The organism is Vibrio sp. 2134-1 (assembly GCF_033339495.1).
On record NZ_JAWOUS010000036.1, the window covers coordinates 1 to 19,537 of the forward strand.

Here is a 19,537-nt window from a genome sequence, read left to right on the forward strand (position 1 = left end):
TCAGCGAGGTGGCATTATAGAGATTGCGATCACATTGGCAAGCCCTTTTTCTCGTTTTTTTTGATTTTTTTATCGTTCGGATAAATTTGCATCAAAAGCGGTCAAAAGAGCACGTTATTTCTACAGTTCTCTAAATTTATCTGCGAAAAGAGCCACTTTTTCCCAATTGGTGTACTCCACCTCTTTGGTCGTATCGGTTTCGCCACCCGTCATCGACATAATGAACCTAATCATAGTTCTGTCGAACCAGCTATAACGTGGGTAATAAAGTGCACCAGCAAAAACACCGATTAGCGTTGGTTTCCAAGGCGACTTAATTAGGAACTTGCGAATGTAGGCACTACCTTCAGGTGTATCCTTTCCTTGGTCCTCTTTACGAGCGGTTAGGTTTACGCAGAAAAATGCCACTTTATTTTGCTCCAATTGATTGAGGTTTCGCTCAATAAACTGGTATAGCTTTTTATTAAGATGGCCATAGCGAATAGAGGCGCCTATCAATACTCTGTCGTATTGGCTGAAGTCAATCGTCTCGACATTATGTAAATCCACCAGCTCACAATCGAAGTCTGGAAGTTGTTCATCTATATAGTGGAGAATTTTTTTAGTCTGCCCTTCGCGGGAAGAGTATAGAAATAATGCTTTTGCCACGATTTCCCCTTAGCTACGCCAAAACGTCGGCGTAAGTAGAATAAGTAAGGTAAAGATTTCCAAACGACCAAACAGCATAGAAACTATTAATACCCATTTTGCTTTGTCGTTAACATCACCAAAGTGAAGCGCCACTTCTCCCAAGCCAGGACCGAGGTTGTTCAGAGTCGCAGCCACCGCCGAGAACGCACTGAGCTCATCCATTCCTGTTGCAATCAACCCCAACATACAAACCACAAATACCAATGCGTATGCGGAGAAGAAGCCCCAAACCGCATCGACAACACGTTGTGGTAGGGCACTGCCACCTACTTTGATGGTGTAAACCGCGCGTGGATGGACTAAACGTTTTAGTTCACGCGCACCTTGTAAGGTAAGAAGCAGGATACGGATCACTTTCATGCCGCCGCCTGTTGAACCAGCACAACCACCTATAAAGGAAGAGAACAATAACAGCACAGGTAAGAAGAGCGGCCAATCCGCAAAACCTGTTGTCGTAAAGCCCGCTGTTGTGGATATTGATACGGTTTGGAACAGAGCCTGATCGAAAGCATCGTATGTCGATGTGTAAGAGTGATGTTTCAGTAATAATAGAAAGCAAATGATAAATAGCAGCACTTGAATAAACAAGAAGGCGCGAAACTCAGGATCTTTCCAGTAATACTTGGGATGTACGCCACCTGATGCAAATGCAGCAAAGTGCAGTGTGTAATTACATGCAGATATAAGCAGAAAAACCACCGTAATCAGGTTAATCGCGTAACTATCAAAGTATCCGATGCTGGCATCGTGGGTAGAGAAGCCACCAATGGCAATGGTGGAAAAGCTGTGACTGATGGCATCAAATGGCGTCATACCAGCTAACCAAAAAGCCGAAGCACAGGCGATAGTCAGGCTCAAATAGATGTACCAAAGCGCCTTAGCAGTTTCTGCTATGCGCGGCGTCACTTTAGTATCCTTGACTGGACCTGGGATCTCGGCGCGGTAAAGCTGCATACCACCGATGCCAAGTACTGGCAAAATCGCCACCGCTAATACGATGATTCCCATACCGCCGAACCACTGCAGTAACTGTCGATAGAATAGAATCGCTTTAGGTAGCTCATCCAAACCAACAATAACGGTCGCCCCGGTCGTCGTGAGAGCAGAAAACGATTCAAAAAACGCATCTGTCACTGAGACGTTCGGGTTGTCAGCAATGAGAAAGGGGATCGAGCCTGCACTGCCAAGTACTGTCCAGAATAAGACGACAATAAGAAAGCCATCTCGAGCTTTAAGCTCGTGCTTATACCTGCGGTTTGGGTACCAACAAACGGCCCCACAAAACAGCAGAACAAAAAATGTCGTGACAAAAGGCACACCAGCACCATCTCGATAGATCAGCGCAACGAGTGCTGGCGCAAGCATAGTGACACTAAAGAGTGCGAGCAGTAGCCCGACGATTCGAATAATTGAACGAAATTGCATGGATAAATTGACTAGCGAAGCTGTCCCTGTTGCTTCCTGTTTTTCATTATTGTCCGTCTAGCGGAGTGACAATTGCCTTTGCCCCGCTTTTATTGATGATTGCTTGGGTAAACGCGCTCACTTCTCGAAGCTCAATTTCCACCACTAATACCACCTGATCGCTGTATTCAGCCTCGACTTCTATTGCACCAAATTGCGGCATGATTGACTGTGCGATCGGCATAAACCCATAGTCTAACGTTAGTCTGAGCTTTGTGGTTATTTTTTTCTCAATAGTTTGAAGCAGCTTGAGCGCTTGTTGAACCCCACCCCCATACGCTTTAACCAAGCCGCCTGTACCTAACTTGATTCCACCAGAGTATCGCGTGACCACAGCCGTGATCTCCCCCACCCCAGATCCAGACAGCTGCGCCAGGATTGGTTTGCCTGCTGTTCCGGACGGCTCCCCATCATCACTAAAGCCCCATTTCATTGAATCTTCCGGGCGACCAGCAACAAAGCCCCAACAGTTATGTCTGGCATCAGCGTGTTTAGCTTTGATTTGATCAACAAATGCTTTTGCAGCTTCGATACTTGGCGTGTGTGCCAAATAAGTAATGAAGACGCTCTTTTTAATTTCTTCTTCAAATTGAGCGGGCTCTGCTGGAATCAGATAAGGCTTGTCATTCATAGGATTATGGATTCAGGTCTATTTGCCTGAAGTCTATCACGAGTGTGATTTACCCGTCGCATAAGATCTGCCACAGCGCACAATGTTAAACACTTGTTTAAAAAATGTATTGAAATTAAACAATCCACGATCCAAACTAACTTTACTGGTCAAACCAGAACAAAAATAAAACGACTTCCTCGATACCTATTTGCCGAGGTACACGGCGTCGTTGAAATAGGTATACAGACAATCCACGATTGTATGTCATGGAGATAGACAATGATTTACCAAGCCGAAACCCTACAGGTAAAGGAAATACAAGATGGTATTGCAGAGCTAAGCTTCTGCTCTCCAAAATCCGTCAACAAACTCGACCTAGCGACATTAGAATCGCTAGATAAAGCTCTTGATGCGCTCATTGCCCATCAAGGCCTCAAGGGGTTGTTGCTCACTTCAGCTAAAGACGCATTCATTGTAGGCGCAGACATTACCGAGTTTTTAGGTCTGTTTGCTAAAACGGATGCCGAGCTCGACCAATGGCTGCAATTTGCTAATAGCATCTTTAACAAATTAGAAGACTTACCCGTTCCGACCATCTCAGTGATCAAAGGCCACGCTCTTGGTGGCGGTTGTGAATGTGTGCTAGCAACAGACATGCGTATTGGTGACAAAACCACCAGCATCGGCCTACCAGAAACGAAACTGGGAATCATGCCTGGCTTTGGTGGTTGTGTACGCTTGCCTCGCGTTATTGGCGCAGACAGCGCAATGGAAATCATCACCCAAGGTAAAGCATGCCGAGCTGATGAAGCATTGAAAATTGGCTTACTCGATGCTGTTGTAGAGACTGATGCTTTATACGAATCAGCACTACAAACTCTTAACTCTGCAATTAACGAGAAACTTGACTGGCAAGCACGCCGAGCACAGAAAACATCTCCGCTAACGCTGAGTAAGCTTGAATCAATGATGAGCTTCACCATGGCGAAGGGTCTGGTGGCACAAAAAGCAGGTCCTCACTACCCTGCCCCAATGACAGCCGTTATCACGATTGAAGAAGGTGCTCGCTTTGCACGTAATGAAGCGTTAGACATTGAACGTAAGCACTTCGTGAAATTGGCTAAATCGGAAGAAGCAAAATCACTCGTTGGCCTATTCCTTAATGATCAATACATCAAAGGCATTGCGAAAAAAGCAGCGAAGTCAGCAAGTAAAGACACGCAACGTGCAGCCGTATTAGGTGCAGGTATCATGGGTGGCGGCATTGCTTACCAATCAGCGCTAAAAGGTGTGCCAGTCTTAATGAAAGACATCGCGCAAGCGTCGCTCGACCTAGGCATGACTGAAGCATCTAAGCTGCTGAATAAACGCTTATCTCGCGGTCGCATTGATGGCTTTAAGATGGCGGGTATTTTAGCGTCAATCACACCGAGCTTACATTACGCAGGTATTGAAAACTCTGATGTGATTGTTGAAGCTGTCGTTGAAAACCCGAAAGTAAAAGCAGCAGTTTTAAGTGAAGTTGAATCCCATGTCGGTGACGACACCGTTATCACCTCAAACACCTCAACGATTCCTATCAACCTATTGGCAAAATCACTAAAACGCCCAGAAAACTTCTGTGGTATGCACTTCTTCAACCCAGTGCATCGTATGCCTCTTGTTGAGATCATCCGTGGTGAGCACACCTCTGATGAAACCATCAATCGTGTTGTGGCGTATGCTGCGAAAATGGGCAAATCACCAATTGTCGTTAATGACTGCCCAGGGTTCTTCGTTAACCGCGTATTGTTCCCATACTTTGGCGGCTTCAGCATGCTACTTCGTGATGGTGCTGACTTTACGAAAATCGACAAAGTCATGGAGCGTAAGTTTGGCTGGCCGATGGGACCGGCGTACTTGCTTGACGTAGTCGGCATTGATACCGCGCACCACGCACAAGCTGTGATGGCTGACGGTTTCCCTGAGCGTATGGGTAAACAAGGTCGTGATGCGATTGATGCACTGTTCGAAGCAGACAAATATGGTCAGAAAAATGGTAATGGCTTCTACAGCTACACCATAGATAAAAAAGGTAAGCCGAAGAAAACCTTCTCCGAAGCGATCTTACCGGTACTTGCTGACGTTTGTGCCGATAAGCAGGACTTTGACGATCAGACCATCATTCAACGTATGATGATTCCAATGATCAACGAAGTGGTGCTGTGCCTACAAGAAGGCATCATCGCAACTCCGCAGGAAGCAGATATGGCATTGGTTTATGGTCTTGGTTTCCCTCCATTCCGCGGTGGCGTATTCCGCTATCTAGACAGCGTGGGTATTGCTGAATACGTTGAAATGGCAAAACAACACGCCGAGCTAGGTGCGATGTACCAAGTACCGCAAATGCTGATTGATATGGCGGCGAAAGGTGAAAGCTTTTACGGTGCACAACAGCAAGGTTCTATCTAAGGAGGGATTCTAAAATGACTAATCAAACAAGAAATGTTGTCGTAGTCGATTGTCTACGTACTCCAATGGGTCGCTCTAAAGGTGGTGCTTTCCGTCATACACGAGCAGAAGATCTATCTGCGCGCCTAATGAAAGGCATTCTTGCGCGTAACCCACAAGTGAACCCAAGCGAGATTGAAGACATCTACTGGGGCTGTGTACAGCAAACACTAGAGCAAGGCTTTAACGTTGCACGTAATGCCGCGCTACTCGCGGGCCTGCCGATTGAAATTGGCGCCGTGACGGTGAACCGCTTGTGTGGTTCATCAATGCAAGCGCTTCACGACGGTACACGTGCCATCATGACTGGCGATGCTGAAATCTGCCTAATTGGTGGTGTTGAGCACATGGGGCATGTGCCAATGAACCACGGTGTAGACTTTCACCCAGGTATGTCAAAGAACGTAGCAAAAGCTGCGGGCATGATGGGCTTAACGGCTGAAATGCTGGGTAAATTACATGGCATTAGCCGTGAGCAACAAGACGAGTTTGCCGCTCGCTCACACGCTCGTGCGCACGCAGCAACCGTAGAAGGTCGTTTTAAAAACGAAATTCTACCAATTGAAGGCCACGCACCAGACGGCACACTGTTCACTCTGGATTACGACGAAGTGATTCGCCCTGAAACATCCGTTGAAGGTCTATCTCAACTTCGCCCAGTGTTCGACCCTGCAAACGGTACAGTAACAGCCGGTACTTCATCGGCGCTGTCCGATGGTGCATCAGCGATGTTGATCATGAGTGAAGAGAAAGCTAATGAGCTTGGTTTGAAGATTCGTGCACGTATTAAAGGCATGGCCATTGCGGGCTGCGATCCTTCTATTATGGGTTACGGTCCTGTACCTGCGACGAAAAAAGCGCTCAAGCGTGCCGGTCTTTCAATTGAAGACATGGATGTGGTTGAGCTAAACGAAGCATTTGCCGCGCAGTCTCTGCCGTGTGCTAAAGACTTAGGCCTGCTTGATGTTATGGATGAGAAGGTCAACCTTAACGGTGGTGCGATAGCATTGGGTCATCCACTAGGCTGTTCTGGTTCACGTATCTCAACAACGTTGATCAACCTAATGGAAGCGAAAGACGCGAAATACGGTCTGGCCACCATGTGTATCGGTTTGGGTCAGGGCATTGCGACAGTATTTGAACGACCATAACAGTTCAAGACGTTGTTGTAGTGATCGAGCCAACAATCATAAGCAAATGAACTAATAATAAAATTTTTAGTATTACACTTAAGGGCGACAATTGATGTCGCCCTTTTTGTTTTACATCAAATATGCATGAAAAGCATACATTAAATGCTCAAGTTTCATTTTATTCATAGACAAAGAAGACATACACTTAGACCAGTTGATATCTTGCTGCATGTGACCCAGAGTCATGCTACCGCACAATCGGAGAACCTTATGTTTAATGCTCTAGTTCTAAATCAAGAAGACAAACGTACTATCGCTAACATCGAGCAAATCGATGAAACACAACTGCCTGAAGGCGACGTTCTGATTGACGTTGATTACTCATCGTTAAACTACAAAGACGGTCTTGCGATCACAGGTAAAGGTAAAATCATCCGTAACTTCCCGATGGTGCCAGGTATTGACCTAGCAGGTACGGTAGTAAGCTCAGAAGACGACCGCTACCAAGCTGGTGACAAAGTTGTCCTTACTGGCTGGGGCGTGGGTGAAAACCACTGGGGTGGTATGTCTCAGCGTGCTCGTCTAAAAGCAGATTGGCTAGTACCACTACCAAAAGGTCTAGACAGCAAGAAAGCAATGATGGTTGGTACTGCTGGTTTCACAGGCATGCTATGTGTTCAAGCACTGCTTGATGCAGGCATCAAACCTGAAAATGGTGAAATCCTTGTAACTGGCGCAAGTGGCGGTGTAGGCTCAGTCGCAGTAACGCTTCTAGCACAGCTTGGCTACAAAGTTGCTGCAGTGACAGGTCGTGTAGAAAAAAATGGCCCGCTACTTGAAAAACTAGGTGCTAGCCGCATCATCGACCGTACTGAATTTGAAGAACCAGCACGTCCACTTGAAAAGCAAGTATGGGCAGGTGCGGTTGATACTGTAGGCAGCAAAGTACTGGCTAAAGTATTGGCGCAAATGGATTACAACAGTGCAGTTGCAGCTTGTGGTCTTGCTGGTGGTTTTGATCTACCAACCACAGTGATGCCGTTCATCCTACGTAATGTTCGCCTACAAGGTGTGGACTCAGTAATGTGCCCAACAGAGAAACGTATCGCTGCATGGGAAAAGCTGGTCGAGCTACTACCAGACAGCTACTTCGAGCAAGCGTGTACTGAAGTTGCTCTTGCTGAAGCACCAAAATATGCAGAAGACATCACCAACGGTCAAGTAACGGGTCGTGTGGTTATCAAGCTATAAACACTGACTCAGTGTAAACAGACGAAGAGCCGGCATTGCTGGCTCTTTTTTGTTAGCAGTTCAGTCCCATATCTTCGATACGTTTAGCTATCAGACGGCTACACTCTTCACGCACAATCGTTCTTAACCATTCTTGAGCGGGAGAATGCTCGCAACGCGCATGCCAAATCATCGAGTATTCAAACGGCGTGAATTGGAATGGTAACGGTTTCACCACCAAGTCATAACGCTCGGCAACCAGATACGCCAAGTCCGCTGGCACTGTGATGATAATTGGCAAGGTATCCATGATCGCCAATGCGGCTTCTAAATGATAAGCCCGCAGAACCATTTTACGCTTAGGTTTCTCCATCAAAGCTTGTTCGATCAGTGCCTTAACACCATCACTGATGGCGATCATGGCATGTGGATGACTCAGATAATCATCCAAGCTCATTTCTTTATCCGCTAATGGATGCTGTTTTGAAAGCATACACAGCACCCCCACTCGCCCCAACACTTCACTGCGTAGAGGCTCCACCGGGCCTGTCGGGCGACAAATCGCTAAGTCTGCACCTTCATAAGTGAGCTGATCTGATAAACGGTCGTGTTGCAGTGGTAAGAAGTTGAAAGACACGTTTGGCGCTTCTTGGTAAATTCTCGGCAAAGCGAACGGTAAGATTGTTTGCATGGCATAGTCGGTGGTCACGATGTTGAAAGTCTGTACGCATTGCAATGGGTCAAACTCAACCGGAGATAACAACTGACGTAAAGACTCTAATGGTTCGCCCAATGAGCGATCGATCTCTAACGCTTTCTGAGTTGGGATCAAATGCTGTCCCTGACGAGTAAACAGCGGGTCTCCCAATAAGTCACGTAGACGACCAAGCACACGACTCATTGCCGATTGACTCAAGTTCAGACGTGTTGCCGCCTTACTGACACTGTTTTCTTCTATCAGTACTCGCAACGCAACCAGTAAATTTAAATCTCGGCGATAGATATCTTCCAGTTCCACGAATTAGCCACTTATTTTGTATGTGTTTGGGTAAATTGTACTCTTCAGGCAAAAAAAATCCCGCCTTTCAGCGGGGAAGCCCAAGAAAAATGGGGATAGTGTCGGAATGAAGTGTCGGTAAAAATAGGTGAGCGTTATTAAAAGCATTCTGATCCAAGCAAGAAGCGCTAATTTTCTTGCTCAGATGCGCCAGACCATCTGCGCATCTCGATCCAAATCCCAATAATAGTGGCAACCATGCCTACTAGAGGTGTCAAAGAGGTGTCAGCTGGCGTCCTGAGTACCAATGCACAAAACGAGATAAAGCACAGCACTGAGTAAATCGTAAGTCTGTCTAACGCTGTTAACATTGCCTCTCCCTTGCTAGTTGTTACCAAATTGTTAATTTAAGGTAAAACAAAAAATTTGATTTGCCAAGTGGTTATTGAATATTTTTTCAACGAAAGTAAAATTCAACGCTCAGTTAGTTACGAGAATCACACTATGAGCTTTAATCCTGAACTGGCAAACAAGACATTAGAGGCGGAAGGACTGCGCTGCCCAGAGCCAGTGATGATGGTCAGGAAGACAATTCGCAACATGCAAGATGGTGAGATTTTGCTGGTCAAAGCAGACGATCCATCCACGACTCGAGACATTCCGAGTTTCTGCCGCTTTATGGACCACCAGTTAGTTGCGGCACAAACGGAGCAAGTTCCGTATCAGTACCTGATCAAGAAAGGATTGGAATAATCTGGTCGAACTAAAAACGGCAGCCTATATTGGCTGCCGTTTGTTTATTCGTCGTATTCGAGTGTGCGAACTTCTGATTGGAGCTTGTTAAGTTGTTTCTTCATTGCCCGCATCTCTTCATGCATAGGAATGATGTGAGCGACACGAATCCACGCTTCTACTGTCAATCCAGTAAGAACGAACGATCCTGCTACAATCGGTAACCACATATCAGTTAGCACCATCGCTAGTAAACACAGCGCTAAACCAAAAGTGAATAAATAACTCTGACTCTTCGGGGACATCCCCATGTAACGTGTAAGCATAAACTTGCCCTCTCGCTATCATTCACACCATTAAACTACCATGACAAGTATGACACTTATATGTCATCCGTCACGCAACGGAACGATTTAGAGTCAGAGTTTGAACTCGCGCAGCACGCCACTAATGATTGATAACTCACATCATTTCACGTGCAAAAAATCAGAACAGTGCAGCCCCTATTGCCAAAGCAATAAACAAAAATGCGGTGATTTTACGGATCAGCCCTAAAGGCATCTTGTCGGCCGACAATTTACCAATCAGGACCACAGGAACATTCGCCAGCAGCATACCGATTGTGGTACCGATAATCACCAAACTTAACGCATCCGCGTATTGCGCCCCTAAGATGGAAGTGGCGATCTGAGTTTTATCGCCTATCTCCGCAACGAAGAACGCGATAAAACTGGCAATAAATGGGCCTCGATTAGAAATCTGCTCGTCATCATCCAGTTTATCCGGGATCAGAACCCAAGCCGCCATCGCGACAAAACTGACCACCAGCACCCACTTTAAAATCTCAGGTGATAGATAGTCTGCGACAACCACACCTAACCATGCAGCCAAAGCGTGGTTGGCAATAGTTGCCAAAAAGATTGCTGCAATAATTGGGATTGGTTTTCGGTAACGACTTGCGAGTAATAGAGATAGCAATTGGGTCTTATCGCCAATTTCTGCTAACGCTACAGTAGTAATTGAAATAGCTAAAACGCTCACGACATGCTCATTGGGGCAGGGATTATTATTTTTAACCGAAGACAAACCTCACGCCCCTACCCCGGTTCGTGATGATTTGTCTAAGGTCTTGCTAAACTTGAAAGGCTTCAAGTCTCGAACGCCATGGTGATTTTGCACCAATTATGTTGACGGACGAACCAGATGAAACAGAAACTTCATCAGGTAAGCTACTCCCCAAAGACAGGCGCAATTCTAGCCACCTTTGTTGCGCTTCTCAAGAGCCAAAGCAGGCAAAAACTCCCTTTTAGGAAAAATACAGCAGATAACGCGGTAAAAATTCATTAAAGGAGAAAATCGCCCACGAATTAATCAAGATTAGCTCTACTCCCATGCTCAATATCTGGTTATACTAGATTGTTAATTTATTCAACCGTAATTACTCTTTATCGCCGTTGTTAGAGTTGAAAAACTCGGCATAGATGACGAATTAACGAGTAACAAGAGAATCGCGCGAACCTGACTTATGCAAAAATACGATATCAAAACCTTCCAGGGAATGATCCTCGCGCTGCAGGATTATTGGGCTCAAAATGGTTGTACCATTGTTCAACCGCTAGATATGGAAGTGGGTGCGGGTACCTCTCACCCAATGACCTGTCTACGAGCGCTTGGCCCAGAGCCAATGTCGACAGCTTACGTACAACCTTCACGTCGTCCTACTGATGGCCGTTACGGTGAAAACCCTAACCGTCTTCAGCACTACTACCAATTCCAAGTAGCGCTAAAACCATCGCCTGACAATATTCAAGAGTTGTACCTTGGCTCCCTTGAAGTTCTTGGTATTGACCCTCTTGTACACGACATCCGTTTCGTAGAAGACAACTGGGAAAACCCAACACTAGGCGCATGGGGTCTGGGCTGGGAAGTTTGGCTAAACGGCATGGAAGTGACTCAGTTTACTTACTTCCAGCAAGTTGGTGGTCTTGAGTGTAAGCCAGTAACTGGTGAGATCACTTACGGTATTGAACGTCTAGCAATGTACATCCAAGAAGTAGACTCTGTTTACGACCTAGTTTGGAACATCGCGCCAGACGGCAGCAAAGTGACTTACGGTGACATCTTCCACCAAAACGAAGTAGAGCAATCAACTTACAACTTCGAGCACGCAGACGTTGATTTCCTATTTGGTTTCTTCGAACAGTGTGAGAAAGAGTGTAAAGAGCTGCTTGAGCTTGAAAAGCCACTGCCACTACCTGCTTACGAGCGCATTCTAAAAGCTGGTCACGCATTCAACCTACTAGACGCGCGTAAAGCGATCTCAGTAACTGAACGCCAACGTTACATCCTACGCATCCGCAACCTGACGAAAGCAGTTGCAGAAGCATACTACGCATCGCGTGAAGCTCTTGGCTTCCCAATGTGTAAGAAAGAACAAGCGTAAGGGGTAGAGTAACATGGCAAAAGAATTTCTAATCGAGCTAGGTACAGAAGAGCTACCACCAACGCAACTTCGCACTCTAGCTGAAGCATTCGCAGCAAACTTCGAAGCAGAACTAAAAGGCGCTGAGCTTGCTCACGAAGGCGTGAAATGGTTCGCGGCGCCTCGTCGTCTTGCACTTAAAGTCGCTGCACTAGCAGACAGCCAGTCTGACAAAGTTGTTGAAAAACGTGGTCCTGCGGTTTCTGCAGCATTTGACGCAGAAGGCAACCCAACAAAAGCGGCTCAAGGCTGGGCACGCGGTTGTGGCATCACGGTTGACCAAGCAGAGCGCATGGTTACAGACAAAGGTGAATGGCTACTGTTCAAACAAGAAGTGAAAGGTCAGCCAACGTCTGAGATCGTCGTTGAACTTGCAGCGAAAGCACTAGCAAACCTACCTATCGCAAAACCAATGCGCTGGGGTAACAAAACGACTCAATTTATCCGTCCAGTTAAGACGCTAACCATGCTAATGGGCAGCGACCTAATCGAAGGCGAGATCCTTGGTGTTGCTTCAGACCGCACTATCCGTGGTCACCGCTTCATGGGTGAGCAAGAGTTTACTATCGATTCTGCTGAGCAATACCCTGCGATCCTAGAAGAGCGCGGTAAAGTAATGGCAGATTACGAAGCGCGTAAAGCAATCATCCTAGCTGACGCACAAAAAGCGGCAGCAGCAGTTGGCGGTATCGCTGACCTAGAAGATGACTTAGTAGAAGAAGTAACGTCTCTGGTTGAATGGCCAGTGGTACTAACAGCGAAGTTTGAAGAAGAGTTCCTAAAAGTACCTTCTGAAGCATTGGTTTACACCATGAAAGGTGACCAAAAATACTTCCCTGTTTACGACGAAAACAAGAAGCTACTACCTAACTTCATCTTCGTATCGAACATCGAATCAAAAGAGCCTCGTTACGTAATCGAAGGTAACGAGAAAGTGGTTCGTCCTCGTCTTGCTGACGCAGAGTTCTTCTTCAACACAGACCGTAAGCGTCCGCTTATCGACCGTCTGCCTGAACTAGAGCAAGCGATCTTCCAAAAGCAACTGGGGACGATCAAAGACAAAACAGACCGCATCACAGAACTTGCTGGCTACATTGCTGAGCAAATCGGTGCTGACGTTGAGAAATCAAAGCGTGCTGGTCTACTAGCAAAATGTGACCTAATGACCTCAATGGTATTCGAATTCACGGATACTCAAGGTGTTATGGGTATGCACTATGCTCGCCACGACGGTGAAGCAGAAGAAGTTGCAGTAGCACTGAACGAGCAATACATGCCTCGTTTCGCAGGTGATGAACTGCCATCAAACGGCGTTTCAACTGCAGTTGCAATGGCAGACAAGCTAGACACTATCGTAGGTATCTTCGGTATTGGTCAAGCGCCTAAAGGCAGCGACCCATTCGCACTACGCCGCGCATCTCTAGGTGTACTACGTATCATCGTTGAATACGGCTACAACCTAGATCTTGTTGACCTAGTAGCGAAAGCGAAGTCACTGTTTGGCGATCGCCTAACCAACGACAACGTTGAGCAAGACGTTATCGAGTTCATGCTTGGTCGTTTCCGTGCTTGGTACCAAGACGAAGGCTTCAGCGTAGACATCATTCAAGCGGTTCTAGCGCGTCGTCCTACAAAACCAGCAGACTTCGACCAACGAGTTAAAGCGGTTTCTCACTTCCGTGAGCTAGAAGCGGCAGAGTCTCTAGCAGCAGCGAACAAACGTGTAGGTAACATCCTAGCGAAATTCGACGGCGAACTAGCAGCAGACATCGACCTAGCACTTCTACAAGAAGACGCAGAGAAAGCACTAGCAGAAAGCGTTGAAGTAATGACAGAAGCGCTAGAGCCAGCATTTGCTACTGGTAACTACCAAGAAGCCCTAAGCAAGCTAGCTGACCTACGTGAACCAGTTGATGCGTTCTTCGATAACGTAATGGTAATGGCAGACGACGAAGCACTTAAGAAGAACCGTCTGACACTTCTGAACAACCTGCGTAACCTGTTCCTACAGATCGCAGATATTTCTTTGCTTCAAAAGTAATTCATTGCTCTTCGAAGTGATTAAGAAATAAGTAAAAGGGAAGCAGATGCTTCCCTTTTTTGTTGCCTTCAAACCGATGAAGGTGATGCTTATTATTCATTTTGTGAACAAGACTAAAATTTGTAGGGTGAGACGCGTTTAACTTGTTGGTGTAGAGCTCGGATTGTAGAGGCACAGTTTTGCTATAACTGGACTGTTTATTCGGGGGAAGGACACAATGAAAAAAACAATTCTCGCACTCTCTATCGGTCTACTGAGCGCCTGCAGCCAGATTCCAGAAAATGCCATCGTATTAAGCGTTGGTGATGACACCGCTGTTTTTGAGGAAAACTCACAGGGCTTACTTGTCGCCGAGCAAAAACTCGAAAAAGGCAGCTACACCTTTACCATTGCCGACAGCAACCAAACCTGCGGCAGCAGCTTTGCTTTGGCAGAAGAAAGCCGCATCAAATTCAATCGTCCATTAAAAATGGATAATTGCGCCACAGATGCCCAAATGCCGCTGCGCATCTTCAAAGCCAATACCTATCAATTTACGCTCAACCCAACCACCAACGAGCTGACGGTAAAAATCAAACCAAAACAGAGTCAGGACATCACCTACTCTTGCCCTGTCGCAACTGACGCGCCAAAAACCATCAACGTCGCTCAAACCTTTAATGATGGCACTGTTGTTCGTGACGCCTTAACCGGGCAAGAAGCCACCGTCGCCAATGGCAGCGTCACCATGCAGCCGGGTCCTATGAGCCAAGGTCTATTGCTGCTAGAAGAAGTCGATCAGCAAGCCGATAAACCATTCAGCTGGGATAACGCGACGGTGTACTTCGTCATGACTGACCGCTTCTATAACGGCACCCCAGACAACGACAACAGCTACGGTCGCAGCAAAGACGGGAAATACGAGATTGGTACCTTCCACGGTGGTGACTTAGCGGGTCTGACGAAAAAACTCGATTACATCGAATCACTTGGTGTCAATGCTATCTGGATAACCTCACCACTGGAACAAATCCACGGCTGGGTTGGCGGCGGCGATAAAGGCGACTTTAAGCACTACGGCTACCACGGCTACTACCACCAAGATTGGACCAAGCTTGATGCCAACATGGGTACCGAAGATGAACTCAGAACCTTCGTCGATACCGCCCATAAGAAAGGTATCCGCGTGATTTGGGATGTGGTCATGAACCACACAGGTTATGCGACATTAGCAGACATGCAGGAATTCGGCTTTGGTCAGCTTTACCTTGATGACCAAGAAGCCAAACAAGTCCTTGGTGAAAAATGGACCGACTGGCAGCCAAAATCAGGACAAAGCTGGCACAGCTTCAACGACTACATCAAATACGGTGATAGCGAAGCGTGGGATAAATGGTGGGGCAAAGACTGGATTCGCACCGACATTGGCGACTACGATGCTCCGGGCTACAACGACATCACCATGTCTTTGAACTACCTACCGGATCTCAAAACCGAATCGACTCAGAAAACCGGATTACCAAACTTCTTCCGCAATAAAGACACCAATGCGCAAGATGAGCTGCAAACCCCACGTGAACACCTGATTACCTGGTTATCCGATTGGGTACGTGACTACGGCATTGACGGCTTCCGTGTCGACACTGCAAAACACGTTGAAATGGAAGCGTGGGCAGAGCTGAAAGCCAGCACCACCCAAGCGCTTGCCCAGTGGAAGCAAAACAACCCGGACAAAGCCTTGGATGACTTACCTTTCTGGATGACGGGTGAAGTGTGGGCACACAGCGTGGTGAAAAGCCCGTATTTCGATAACGGCTTCGATTCCATCATCAACTTCGAGTTCCAATCTGACGTAGCACCAAAAGCGCTGAAGTGTTTCGCTCAACTTGATAATGATTACCGCCGCTATGCAGAACGCATCAATACCGATCCTGAGTTCAACGTGTTGAGCTACCTGTCTTCACACGATACACAACTGTTTTGGTCAGCGCGCAGCCGCAGCTTTGATGACCAAGCACGTGCAGCAAATGCACTGATGCTGGCTCCCGGTGCAGTACAGATCTATTACGGTGATGAGATAGCTCGTGATTTTGGCATTACTGGTTCAGACGCCCACCAAGGCACACGCTCAGATATGCCATGGGATAAGATTCATGGCGAGCGTGAGGATCTACTGCAACATTGGCAAAAGTTGGGCGAATTCCGTAAACGCCACCCAGCGGTAGCTCAAGGTAAGCACATCACTCGCAACCAAGAAGGTTACTACGCGTTCGAACGCCAATACCAAGACGACAAGGTGCTGATTGTTTACACCGGTGAGTAAATCACACTCTCTCCACCAGCAAGGGAAGCATAAGCTTCCCTTTTTTATTGCTGTTTTTGTCCTTTTGTCTCGTTCCTCTGGTCTGATGACGCACTTTTTTCTTTTTCGGCTTAATTCACACTTTGCGTTAATTACACATTGAGGTAAGGTCAAGGATTACTCGATAAGCCGATAAAACATCGGCATAAACATACACAAAGCAATCACAATGAATTAGGTATAAGTCAGCATGCAGTTCTCAAAGTTTGGTGAAAAATTTAATCAGTATTCAGGTATTACGCAGTTAATGGACGATTTGAATGATGGTCTGCGCACACCAGGTGCCATCATGCTCGGTGGAGGTAATCCTGCCGCCATTCCTGCCATGCTCGATTACTTTCACCAAGCCAGTGAGGAAATGCTCGCCAGTGGGGAGCTCGTCGCCGCCCTTGCCAACTACGATGGCCCGCAGGGTAAAGACGCGTTCGTCAAAGCGCTAGCTCAGTTATTCCGTGAAACTTACGGCTGGGATATTTCCGAAAAGAACATCAGCCTAACTAACGGTAGCCAGAGTGGCTTCTTCTACTTGTTCAACTTGTTGGCAGGTAAACAGCCAGACGGTTCGCACAAGAAAGTGCTACTGCCTATCGCTCCTGAATACATCGGTTATGGTGATGCTGGCATTGATAAAGATATCTTTATCTCTTACCACCCAGAAATCGAGCTGTTAGATAACGGTCTGTTTAAATACCACGTCGATTTTGAGCAGCTAACCGTCGACGACTCTGTTGCGGCAATCTGTGCATCTCGTCCAACCAACCCAACGGGTAATGTACTGACAGACGAAGAAGTACGTAAGCTGGACAAGCTAGCACGTGAGAACAACATCCCACTGATCATCGATAACGCCTACGGTCTACCTTTCCCGAACATCATCTTTGAAGATGTCGAACCGTTCTGGAATGAAAACACCATCCTATGCATGAGCCTATCTAAACTTGGCTTGCCGGGCGTGCGTTGTGGCATTGTGATTGCGAGTGAAGAAATCACTCAAGCGTTAACCAATATGAACGGCATCATCAGCCTAGCGCCGGGCAGTGTTGGTCCAGCGCTGGCAAACCATATAATTGGCAAAGGCGATCTTCTTAAACTGAGTTCAGAGGTGATTAAGCCGTTCTACAAGCAAAAATCACAACGTGCGGTTGAACTGCTCCAACAAGCAATTACCGATGAGCGATTCCGCATCCACAAGCCGGAAGGCGCTATCTTCTTGTGGTTATGGTTTGATGAACTGCCAATCACAACAATGGAACTGTACCAACGCTTGAAAGCGCGTGGCGTATTGATTGTCCCTGGTGAATATTTCTTTATTGGTCAGCAAGACGAGTGGGATCACGCGCACCAATGCCTGCGTATGAACTACGTTCAAGATGATGAGATGATGCAAAAAGGCATTGCGATTATCGCTGAAGAAGTGGAAAAGGCTTACCGCGAAGGTAAATAGACGGATTGAACTCAGCCGTTCTTCTCTTTGAAATTACGGCTTTAAAATAGCGGATTTGAAAACCCCAAACTAAAAAGAGCGCCCATATGGCGCTCTTTCTCATTCTATAACCGGGTGGTTAACTGATTAGTTGTTCTCAATCAGGTTGTTACCACCGATAGCAATCTTACGTGGTTGCATGGCTTCAGGGATTTCACGAACTAAATCGATATGAAGCAGACCGTTTTCCATTGATGCACCCACGACTTTTACGTAATCCGCTAGCTGGAATTTACGTTCAAAATCGCGTTCTGCAATACCTTGGTAAACATAGTTTTTGCCTTCTTCGGCTTTACGTTCGCCCTTCACAATCAACATGTTTTCGTTTTGAGTCAGATCGAGTTGGTCTTCAGAGAAGCCAGCAACGGCCATAGTAATACGGTAGTTGTGCTCGTCTTTTTGCTCAATGTTGTATGGAGGGTAACCGCCAGAAGTATTTTTCGCTGTATTCGCTTCCATCAGGTTTAGCAGACGATCAAAGCCAATTGCATTACGGTATAGTGGTGAGAAATCTACATTACGCATAAATCTATCCTCTTAATTAAGCAATAGTCTTAGTTCAGATGAGTTTCATCCTACTGGCGTGTTTATGCAAAAACCAACGCCGAACTAAGAGATTCTTATCATTCCACTGGCCTTGGTTTGGCTCGGAGACATGATATTGAATCTAAAGGTTTAAGTTGTGTGCCAAAACGCCATATCCTCTTCTGAGCGATCTCGTTTTAGCGATTCCAGAGGGCTGGTCTTCTAGTCTCTAGCAAGCCAGTCACCCTCTTCACAACTAGATATAAGGTCGTCAAAAATGACTTTCAAGGGAAAAAATAAAAAATTTTTAAAGCATCCACTATCCCCTTGAACAGCTTAGTTCCTCATCACTTCGCGATCAGTGATAAAAAGCCCGCCGTTCTGGAGGGCTCAATCTACACTTTACTTGCGGGAGGATTTACGCGCTTTTACAACGCCCTTTTCTGCCGCCTTTTCCTGCTTTAGTTTGCGCTTTTCTTTTAGACTCAACTGCGGTTGTTTCTTTTCTTTCTTACTCATGACTTCACCTCTATTTATTGGCACAACAGACAACCACACAGCATTTTCTGAGCTGGTGGCTGCGATTGATGAACAATTTCAGTAATCACAAAGCAGCGTCGCTGATTAAAAATTTCCACTTCGAGCGCATCATTTTTAGCTCGACCTAACAGTCGAGACCCCAAATAAGAATCGACCGCGAGCATACCTGTCATGGGTTGCCCCTTGCGCGAGCTGACCAATGTCATGCGATATTGATAGGCGCGTTCAACATCCACTAAGCGAACCGTGTCTCCAACCGCAATACGAGCTCGGTTACGGCAATGGGCTTGTTGCTCGCAGGTTTCAAATAGCGATAACAACCTTAGTGGTGATTGATAGGTTAAAAAGCGACTGGTTAACCACCAAGTTCGCAGCGCCAAGCAGTACGCCGAGAACCAGCGTTCAAACATGATTATTTCCTTCTTAATGCCTTGTCTTACAAATAAATTCAGTGCATTGAACCGGAAGTGCATCACTTCCGGCTTAGTTCAGGAAAATCATCACCATTTTCTTAGTCTCCTTATTCATCAGTTCTTCAGCACTATAGCGAGCAGAAAAAAGAAAGCAAAAACGCTCAAGCGAACAAAATGGCGAGAAAAAAAGAAAACAGAAATAAAATGGCAGGCTTGATCGGGTTGTTGGCAGTTAGTACCAGAAAAACATCAGCTTTGGCAGAAAGTGGCGATTTTAGCTGGTGGTTGACCCGTCCTGATATGGGTTGACACTTTTTAACTAAAACGCTCGATGTACTTCATCGGGCGTTTTGTATTTTAAAG

Annotated in this window: 17 protein-coding genes; 8 read left to right on the forward strand and 9 right to left on the reverse strand. The window is 46.4% G+C overall.

The genetic code is table 11. The annotated features are described in order from the left end of the window. Positions 1-120: 120 nt before the first annotated feature. From hemG to R7R78_RS22595, 3 genes are read right to left on the reverse strand one after another with little or no spacing between them, the layout of a single operon-like run. Positions 121-648: a menaquinone-dependent protoporphyrinogen IX dehydrogenase gene (hemG, locus tag R7R78_RS22585; RefSeq protein ID WP_005378894.1), complete on the reverse strand. Its 528-nt coding sequence runs from the start codon at positions 646-648 to the stop codon at positions 121-123. A 9-nt stretch (positions 649-657) separates the two neighbouring features. Then, positions 658-2,115, reverse strand: coding sequence for a TrkH family potassium uptake protein (locus tag R7R78_RS22590; protein ID WP_005378893.1), 1,458 nt, complete (start codon positions 2,113-2,115; stop codon positions 658-660). 46 nt (positions 2,116-2,161) lie between these two features. Then, positions 2,162-2,785 carry a YigZ family protein gene (locus tag R7R78_RS22595; protein WP_005378891.1) on the reverse strand — a complete coding sequence of 208 codons (624 nt, stop codon included), beginning with the start codon at positions 2,783-2,785 and terminating at the stop codon, positions 2,162-2,164. Between the two features lie 261 nt (positions 2,786-3,046). On the opposite strand from R7R78_RS22595, the gene fadB reads away from it, so the two are divergent. The 3 genes from fadB (at position 3,047) to R7R78_RS22610 (ending at position 7,641) form a co-directional block, all read left to right on the forward strand. Then, positions 3,047-5,218, forward strand: coding sequence for a fatty acid oxidation complex subunit alpha FadB (gene fadB / locus R7R78_RS22600; protein WP_225474267.1), 2,172 nt, complete (start codon positions 3,047-3,049; stop codon positions 5,216-5,218). 14 nt (positions 5,219-5,232) lie between these two features. Then, a complete protein-coding gene (gene fadA, locus R7R78_RS22605) occupies positions 5,233-6,408 on the forward strand; it encodes an acetyl-CoA C-acyltransferase FadA (protein ID WP_017635587.1) in 1,176 nt (391 codons plus the stop codon). Between the two features lie 252 nt (positions 6,409-6,660). Then, positions 6,661-7,641, forward strand: a complete 981-nt coding sequence (locus tag R7R78_RS22610) for an MDR family oxidoreductase (protein WP_005378882.1) — start codon at positions 6,661-6,663, stop codon at positions 7,639-7,641. A 52-nt stretch (positions 7,642-7,693) separates the two neighbouring features. Here R7R78_RS22610 and R7R78_RS22615 read toward each other — a convergent pair whose 3' ends face one another. Both R7R78_RS22615 and R7R78_RS22620 read right to left on the reverse strand, forming a co-directional pair. Next, positions 7,694-8,638 (reverse strand): LysR family transcriptional regulator, encoded by a 945-nt coding sequence (locus R7R78_RS22615; RefSeq protein WP_005378881.1) that lies wholly within the window; start codon positions 8,636-8,638, stop codon positions 7,694-7,696. A gap of 167 nt (positions 8,639-8,805) precedes the next feature. Continuing rightward, on the reverse strand, positions 8,806-8,988 hold the full coding sequence (locus R7R78_RS22620; protein WP_005378880.1) for a hypothetical protein: 183 nt from the start codon (positions 8,986-8,988) through the stop codon (positions 8,806-8,808). Positions 8,989-9,121: 133 nt separating this feature from the next. Between R7R78_RS22620 and tusA the strand changes: the two genes are divergently transcribed. Next, positions 9,122-9,370 (forward strand): sulfurtransferase TusA, encoded by a 249-nt coding sequence (gene tusA, locus R7R78_RS22625; protein ID WP_005378879.1) that lies wholly within the window; start codon positions 9,122-9,124, stop codon positions 9,368-9,370. A 44-nt stretch (positions 9,371-9,414) separates the two neighbouring features. Here the strand turns inward: tusA and R7R78_RS22630 are convergent, their stop codons facing one another. After that, on the reverse strand, positions 9,415-9,675 hold the full coding sequence (locus R7R78_RS22630; protein ID WP_005378878.1) for a hypothetical protein: 261 nt from the start codon (positions 9,673-9,675) through the stop codon (positions 9,415-9,417). 160 nt (positions 9,676-9,835) lie between these two features. Beyond that, positions 9,836-10,390, reverse strand: a complete 555-nt coding sequence (locus tag R7R78_RS22635; RefSeq protein ID WP_005378877.1) for a TMEM165/GDT1 family protein — start codon at positions 10,388-10,390, stop codon at positions 9,836-9,838. Positions 10,391-10,874: 484 nt separating this feature from the next. On the opposite strand from R7R78_RS22635, the gene glyQ reads away from it, so the two are divergent. The 4 genes from glyQ to R7R78_RS22655 all read left to right on the forward strand — a co-directional run bounded on the left by glyQ (position 10,875) and on the right by R7R78_RS22655 (position 17,657). Further along, entirely contained in the window at positions 10,875-11,792 is a 918-nt protein-coding gene (gene glyQ / locus R7R78_RS22640) for a glycine--tRNA ligase subunit alpha (protein WP_005451074.1), read from the forward strand. A 13-nt stretch (positions 11,793-11,805) separates the two neighbouring features. Beyond that, the gene (glyS, locus tag R7R78_RS22645) at positions 11,806-13,872 is read left to right on the forward strand and encodes a glycine--tRNA ligase subunit beta (protein ID WP_005378875.1); all 2,067 of its coding nucleotides are present in this window, start codon (positions 11,806-11,808) and stop codon (positions 13,870-13,872) included. 217 nt (positions 13,873-14,089) lie between these two features. Next, complete coding sequence (locus R7R78_RS22650; protein WP_213904101.1) at positions 14,090-16,174, forward strand: alpha-amylase; 2,085 nt, start codon at positions 14,090-14,092, stop codon at positions 16,172-16,174. 229 nt (positions 16,175-16,403) lie between these two features. Beyond that, positions 16,404-17,657: a valine--pyruvate transaminase gene (locus R7R78_RS22655; RefSeq protein ID WP_154204935.1), complete on the forward strand. Its 1,254-nt coding sequence runs from the start codon at positions 16,404-16,406 to the stop codon at positions 17,655-17,657. 126 nt (positions 17,658-17,783) lie between these two features. On the opposite strand, the gene R7R78_RS22660 is transcribed toward R7R78_RS22655, so the two are convergent. Continuing rightward, positions 17,784-18,221 (reverse strand): Hsp20 family protein, encoded by a 438-nt coding sequence (locus tag R7R78_RS22660; protein WP_213898944.1) that lies wholly within the window; start codon positions 18,219-18,221, stop codon positions 17,784-17,786. Positions 18,222-18,754: 533 nt separating this feature from the next. Then, positions 18,755-19,171, reverse strand: coding sequence for a GreA/GreB family elongation factor (locus R7R78_RS22665; RefSeq protein WP_025768940.1), 417 nt, complete (start codon positions 19,169-19,171; stop codon positions 18,755-18,757). Positions 19,172-19,537: the final 366 nt, after the last annotated feature.

Bases quoted from the DNA above. Each gene is read 5' to 3' on its own strand.
- R7R78_RS22590 (WP_005378893.1), bottom strand. From the start codon at position 2,115: ATGCAATTTCGTTCAATTATTCGAATCGTCGGGCTACTGCTCGCACTC.
- R7R78_RS22595 (WP_005378891.1), bottom strand. From the start codon at position 2,785: ATGAATGACAAGCCTTATCTGATTCCAGCAGAGCCCGCTCAATTTGAA.
- fadB (WP_225474267.1), top strand. From the start codon at position 3,047: ATGATTTACCAAGCCGAAACCCTACAGGTAAAGGAAATACAAGATGGT.
- fadA (WP_017635587.1), top strand. From the start codon at position 5,233: ATGACTAATCAAACAAGAAATGTTGTCGTAGTCGATTGTCTACGTACT.
- R7R78_RS22610 (WP_005378882.1), top strand. From the start codon at position 6,661: ATGTTTAATGCTCTAGTTCTAAATCAAGAAGACAAACGTACTATCGCT.
- R7R78_RS22620 (WP_005378880.1), bottom strand. From the start codon at position 8,988: ATGTTAACAGCGTTAGACAGACTTACGATTTACTCAGTGCTGTGCTTT.
- tusA (WP_005378879.1), top strand. From the start codon at position 9,122: ATGAGCTTTAATCCTGAACTGGCAAACAAGACATTAGAGGCGGAAGGA.
- R7R78_RS22630 (WP_005378878.1), bottom strand. From the start codon at position 9,675: ATGCTTACACGTTACATGGGGATGTCCCCGAAGAGTCAGAGTTATTTA.
- glyQ (WP_005451074.1), top strand. From the start codon at position 10,875: ATGCAAAAATACGATATCAAAACCTTCCAGGGAATGATCCTCGCGCTG.
- glyS (WP_005378875.1), top strand. From the start codon at position 11,806: ATGGCAAAAGAATTTCTAATCGAGCTAGGTACAGAAGAGCTACCACCA.
- R7R78_RS22650 (WP_213904101.1), top strand. From the start codon at position 14,090: ATGAAAAAAACAATTCTCGCACTCTCTATCGGTCTACTGAGCGCCTGC.
- R7R78_RS22655 (WP_154204935.1), top strand. From the start codon at position 16,404: ATGCAGTTCTCAAAGTTTGGTGAAAAATTTAATCAGTATTCAGGTATT.
- R7R78_RS22660 (WP_213898944.1), bottom strand. From the start codon at position 18,221: ATGCGTAATGTAGATTTCTCACCACTATACCGTAATGCAATTGGCTTT.
- R7R78_RS22665 (WP_025768940.1), bottom strand. From the start codon at position 19,171: ATGTTTGAACGCTGGTTCTCGGCGTACTGCTTGGCGCTGCGAACTTGG.